This is a genomic window from Arthrobacter sp. 2YAF22_2 (genome assembly GCF_052114645.1).
GTDB lineage: Bacteria > Actinomycetota > Actinomycetes > Actinomycetales > Micrococcaceae > Arthrobacter.
Genome location: NZ_JBFRFD010000278.1, coordinates 1 through 4,930, shown reverse-complemented (window position 1 = coordinate 4,930; position 4,930 = coordinate 1). Strand labels below are relative to the sequence as shown.

Here is a 4,930-nt window from a genome sequence, read left to right as displayed (position 1 = left end):
CGAGTGCGGCGGGCCGGAAGGCTGCCGGCGCCGGGGTCGCGGCGGTCGCCTCCAGCCCGGCGATGTCGCCGGGCAGGGTCACGACGGCGACGCCGCGGAGCGCGACGGCGTGCTGGATGGCGCTGTGCATCACGCGGGGCGCCTGCTCCGCGGTGCTGACGAGTTCGGAGTACACCGAGCATTCGTTGAAGAGCCGGTCCGGGTGCGTCTCCTGGAAGAAGCTGCTGCCGATCTGCTTGCTTGGGATGTGCGAGGCGATGGCCAGCACCGGAGCGCCGGAGCGGTTGGCGTCGTAGAGGCCGTTGATCAGGTGCAGGTTGCCCGGCCCGCAGGAGCCGGCGCAGACCGCGAGCTTCCCGGTGAGCTGGGCTTCCGCGGCCGCCGCAAACGCCGCTGCTTCCTCGTGCCGGACGTGGATCCAGTCGATTCCGCCCCTGGCGGCGCCGCCGGTTTTCCGAACGGCGTCGACTATCGGGTTCAGGCTGTCGCCCACAATCCCGTAGATCCGCTGCACGCCGGCAGCCTGGAGTTGTTCAACGAGCTGGGTGGCTAGTTCCTTGGCCATGAGTGCACGCTCCCGCGAGATGGATCGATGAGCTGACACTGGCCAATATAGTCCGACCTGCGGTCAGCCCGCCCGGGGACGCTCCCTCAGCTCCTGCCGCACGTCACCCGACGCTCCCTCAGCTCCTGCCGCACGTCACCCGACGCTCCCTCAGCTCCGGCCGCACGTCACCCGACGCTCACTCACCTGAACTGCGGTAGCGTCGCGCCACAACCTGCAGGATCTGCGGGAGCGTCGCACCGTTCGCGGCAGGAACTGCGGGAGCGTCGGGGGGGGTCAGTTGCCGGAGTGCGCCTGCAGGAACGAGTAGACCTCGGTCTCGTCCACGCCGGGGAACGCACCGGGCGGCATCGCGGCGAGCAGGTGCGAATGGGCACGGGCCGAGGGCCACGCGTTGCCGGCCCACTCCGAGGCCAGCGCGGCCGGCGGACGCTTGCAGCAACTCTCATCCGGGCAAGTCGACTTGGACCGCTCCGTGGTGTCGCGGCCGCGGAACCACTTCACCTGGGCGTAGGGCACCCCCACGGACAGCGAGAACTCGCCGTTCGCGGAGCGTTCGGTCCGCGCCGTGCACCAGTAGGTCCCGGCCGGCGTGTCGGTGTACTGGTTGTAGGCGCTGAACTTGTCCGGCACATCGAACACCACCCGCGAGGTCCAGTTCCGGCAGGAGAACTGGCCCTCAATGGCGCCCGTGTGGTCCTGCGGGTACGTCACGCCGTCGTTCTCGTAGGCCTTGTAGATGATGCCGCTCTTGTGTGTCTTCTGGAAGTGCGTGCGGAGGTCCAGGTGCTGGGTGGCGAGGTTGGTGAAGCGGTGCGCCGCGGTCTCATAGGACACGGCGAAGGCGTCCCGGATGTCCTCCACCGCGATTTCCTTGGCCTGTTTAGCCCGCTGCAGAAACTCCACGGTGGCCTGTTCGGGCAGCAGCAGCGCCGCGGCAAAGTAGTTCGTGGCGACCCGCTGCATTAGGAAGTCGCCGTAGTTGGTGGGCGTCTGGTGGCCCAGCACGTAGTGGCCCAGCGCCTGGAGCAGCACGGAACGGGGGTCGTGGTCGCTGCGGGCATTCTGCGTGAGGTAAATTCGGCGGTTCTTCAGGTCGGTCACGGAACGGGTGGAATGCGGCAGGTCGCTGACGTGGTGCAGGCTGAACCCAAGGTGCCCGGCGATGTCCGCGATCACATGGTGGGACAGCGGCCCGGACGTATGGCCCACCGACGCCAGGACCTTCTGCGCCTCCGCCTCGTACTCGGGGAAGTAGTTGTTGCGTTCGCGCATCATGGCCCGCAGCTCACCGTTGGCGCGGCGGGCTTCCTCCGGTGTCGCGACCTGCTCGTTAAGCCGGCGTTCCAGCTCATGCTGCAGCCCCACCATGGATTCCAGCACATCCATCGGCAGCCGCGAGCTGATGCGGATCTTGGGCAGACCCAAAGACTCGTAGATGGGACTGCGCTGGTAGCGTTCCAGCTCGATCTCCAGCGCCGCGCGGCGGTTCGGCGGCTCCGCGCCGAGCAGTTCGTCGATACTCACGGCGAGGGCCGCCGCGAGCTGCTGGAGCAGGCCGAGCTTGGGTTCGCGCTTGCCGTTTTCGATCAGGCTCAGCTGGCTCGGTGCCGTCCCGACGGCGGCGCTCAGGTCGTCGAGGGTCAGCCCGGCCGCCTTGCGCAGGTGGCGGACCCGGCGGCCCATGCTGATGACGTCCACCTCGGGTTCGGCCGGGAGTGCGGGCGCTGCGGTCTGTCGGTTCCAGCTGCTCGGATGCATTTTTTGAGAATACGGGAAGAAGTGCATTTCTTTCCAGAGCTTTAGTCTAGAAAGCCCCTTGAAACTGAAGAAAAGTAGATCTCACAGAAAGATTCACCGCTCCGGATCATCCGGCGGGACCCCGCGACGAGGTGGTCCCCGCCGGCCCGGGCAACCGAAGGAGATCAGCAATGACCGCAGCATTTGAGCCCAACCAGCAGCCCTCCGCCCAGGACTCAGCAAGCGAGCAGGCTGCCGCCCTGGAGCTCGAGTGGGCTGCCAACCCGCGCTGGGAAGGTGTCACTCGGGACTACTCAGCCTCCGACGTCGTCCGCCTCCGCGGCCGGGTCTCCGAGGAACACACCTTGGCCCGCCGCGGCTCCGAGAAGCTGTGGAAGCAGCTCACCGAAGAGCACAAGGAAGGCAAGTACACCAACGCGCTCGGTGCCCTGACCGGCAACCAGGCCGTGCAGCAGGTCAAGGCAGGCCTGCGCGCCATCTACCTCTCCGGCTGGCAGGTCGCCGCGGACGCCAACAACTCCGGCCACACCTACCCGGACCAGTCGCTGTACCCGGCCAACTCCGTCCCCACGGTGGTCCGCCGCATCAACAACGCCCTGCTCCGCGCCGACCAGATCGAATTCTCCGAGGGCATCCAGACGGTCGAGGACTGGATGGTGCCGATCGTCGCCGACGCCGAGGCCGGCTTCGGCGGCCCGCTGAACGCCTACGAACTGATGAAGTCCATGATCCAGGCCGGCGCCTCGGGCGTGCACTGGGAGGACCAGCTCGCCTCGGAGAAGAAGTGCGGCCACCTCGGCGGCAAGGTACTGATCCCCACCCAGCAGCACGTCCGCACCCTGAACGCCGCCCGCCTGGCAGCCGACGTCGCCGGCACCCCGTCGGTCATCATCGCCCGCACCGACGCCGAGGCAGCCACCCTGATCACCTCCGACGTCGACGAGCGTGACCAGGAATTCATCCTCCGCGAAGGCGGCCAGCCGGTCCGCACCCCGGAGGGCTTCTACAAGGTCCACAACGGAATCGAACCCTGCATCGCCCGCGCCAAGGCCTACGCCCCGTACTCGGACCTGATCTGGATGGAGACCGGCACCCCGGACCTCGCCCTGGCCCGCAAGTTCGCGGAATCGGTCAAGGCCGAGTTCCCGGACCAGATGCTCTCCTACAACTGCTCGCCGTCGTTCAACTGGCGCAAGCACCTCGACGACGCCACGATCGCGAAGTTCCAGCGCGAACTCGGCGCGATGGGCTTCACCTTCCAGTTCATCACCCTGGCCGGCTTCCACGCCCTGAACTACTCGATGTTCGACCTCGCCCACGGCTACGCCCGGGAAGGCATGAGCGCCTACGTCGAGTTGCAGGAAAAGGAATTCGCCTCCGAATCTCGCGGCTACACCGCTACCAAGCACCAGCGCGAAGTCGGCACCGGCTACTTCGACGACATCGCCACCGCGCTCAACCCGAACGCATCCACTTTGGCCCTGGTGGGATCCACCGAAGAAGGCCAGTTCCACTAGCGCTTACCGTTCGACGGCGGTTCTCGCCTCCGGCCTTCGGTCCGACATTGCACCACTCACCGGAGTGCCGCCAACCGCCGTCGAACTTCCCTTTTTCGTCTTTAAGGAGACTGAAATGAACAGCTTCACTGACAACTTCACTATCAACGGGGTCACGTTGACTGCCCAGCCGATCTGCCGGCAGAACGAGGTCCTTACTCCGGATGCGCTGGAATTCGTAGCCAAGCTGCACAAGGCGACGGCGGAGCGCCGGCAAGAGCTGCTGCGGGCGCGGCAGGAGCGCCGGCAGCAGATCAGCAAGGGCCAGGATCCGCGGTTCCTGGCCGAAACCGAGTCGATCCGCAACGACCCGGAGTGGCGCGTCGCTCCCCCGGCGCCGGGCCTCGAAGACCGCCGCGTCGAGATCACCGGTCCGGTGGACAAGAAGATGACCATCAATGCGCTGAACTCCGGCGCCAAGGTGTGGCTCGCGGACATGGAGGACTCCTCCACGCCGTCATGGCGCAACGTGATCCAGGGCCAGCTCAACCTTACCGATGCGCTGGAGCGGCGGATCGACTTCACCTCCCCGGAAGGCAAGGAGTATAAGCTCCGCGCCGCCGAGGAGCTGCCCACGATCGTGGTCCGGCCCCGTGGCTGGCACCTGCCGGAAAAGCACATGCTCATTGACGGCACCCCGGTGGCCGGCGGGATCGTGGACTTCGGGCTGTATTTCTTCCACAACGCCCGCCGGCTGATCGCCCAGGGCAAGGGGCCGTATTTCTACCTCCCGAAGATCGAGAGCCACCTCGAGGCGCGGCTGTGGAACGACATCTTCGTCCTGGCCCAGGACCTACTGGGCATCCCGCAGGGCACCATCCGCGCCACCGTGCTGATCGAAACCATAACCGCGGCGTTCGAGATGGAAGAGATCCTCTACGAACTCAAGGACCACGCCGCGGGCCTGAACGCCGGCCGGTGGGACTACATCTTCTCGCTGATCAAGAACTTCCGCACCCGCGGCCCGCGTTTCGTCCTGCCGGACCGCGGCCAGGTCACCATGACGCAGCCGTTCATGCGGGCCTACACGGAACAGCTGGTGCGGGCT

At 66.6% G+C, this 4,930-nt stretch carries 4 protein-coding genes; 2 read left to right on the top strand and 2 right to left on the bottom strand.

The features are described from left to right. Both AB4Y86_RS12055 and AB4Y86_RS12050 read right to left on the bottom strand, forming a co-directional pair. Positions 1-565 (bottom strand): thiamine pyrophosphate-binding protein (locus AB4Y86_RS12055; protein ID WP_441402463.1); only part of this gene is annotated, 565 nt, incomplete at its 3' end. A 276-nt stretch (positions 566-841) separates the two neighbouring features. Further along, positions 842-2,353: a helix-turn-helix domain-containing protein gene (locus AB4Y86_RS12050; RefSeq protein WP_441402462.1), complete on the bottom strand. Its 1,512-nt coding sequence runs from the start codon at positions 2,351-2,353 to the stop codon at positions 842-844. A 143-nt stretch (positions 2,354-2,496) separates the two neighbouring features. Between AB4Y86_RS12050 and aceA the strand changes: the two genes are divergently transcribed. Then, positions 2,497-3,843 carry an isocitrate lyase gene (gene aceA / locus AB4Y86_RS12045; RefSeq protein ID WP_441402461.1) on the top strand — a complete coding sequence of 449 codons (1,347 nt, stop codon included), beginning with the start codon at positions 2,497-2,499 and terminating at the stop codon, positions 3,841-3,843. Positions 3,844-3,958: 115 nt separating this feature from the next. Further along, on the top strand, positions 3,959-4,930 hold a 972-nt coding region (locus AB4Y86_RS12040; protein ID WP_441402460.1), incomplete at its 3' end, for a malate synthase.

Excerpts from the sequence above, each read along its gene's own strand:
- AB4Y86_RS12050 (WP_441402462.1), bottom strand. The coding sequence starts at position 2,353 with ATGCACTTCTTCCCGTATTCTCAAAAAATGCATCCGAGCAGCTGGAAC.
- aceA (WP_441402461.1), top strand. The coding sequence starts at position 2,497 with ATGACCGCAGCATTTGAGCCCAACCAGCAGCCCTCCGCCCAGGACTCA.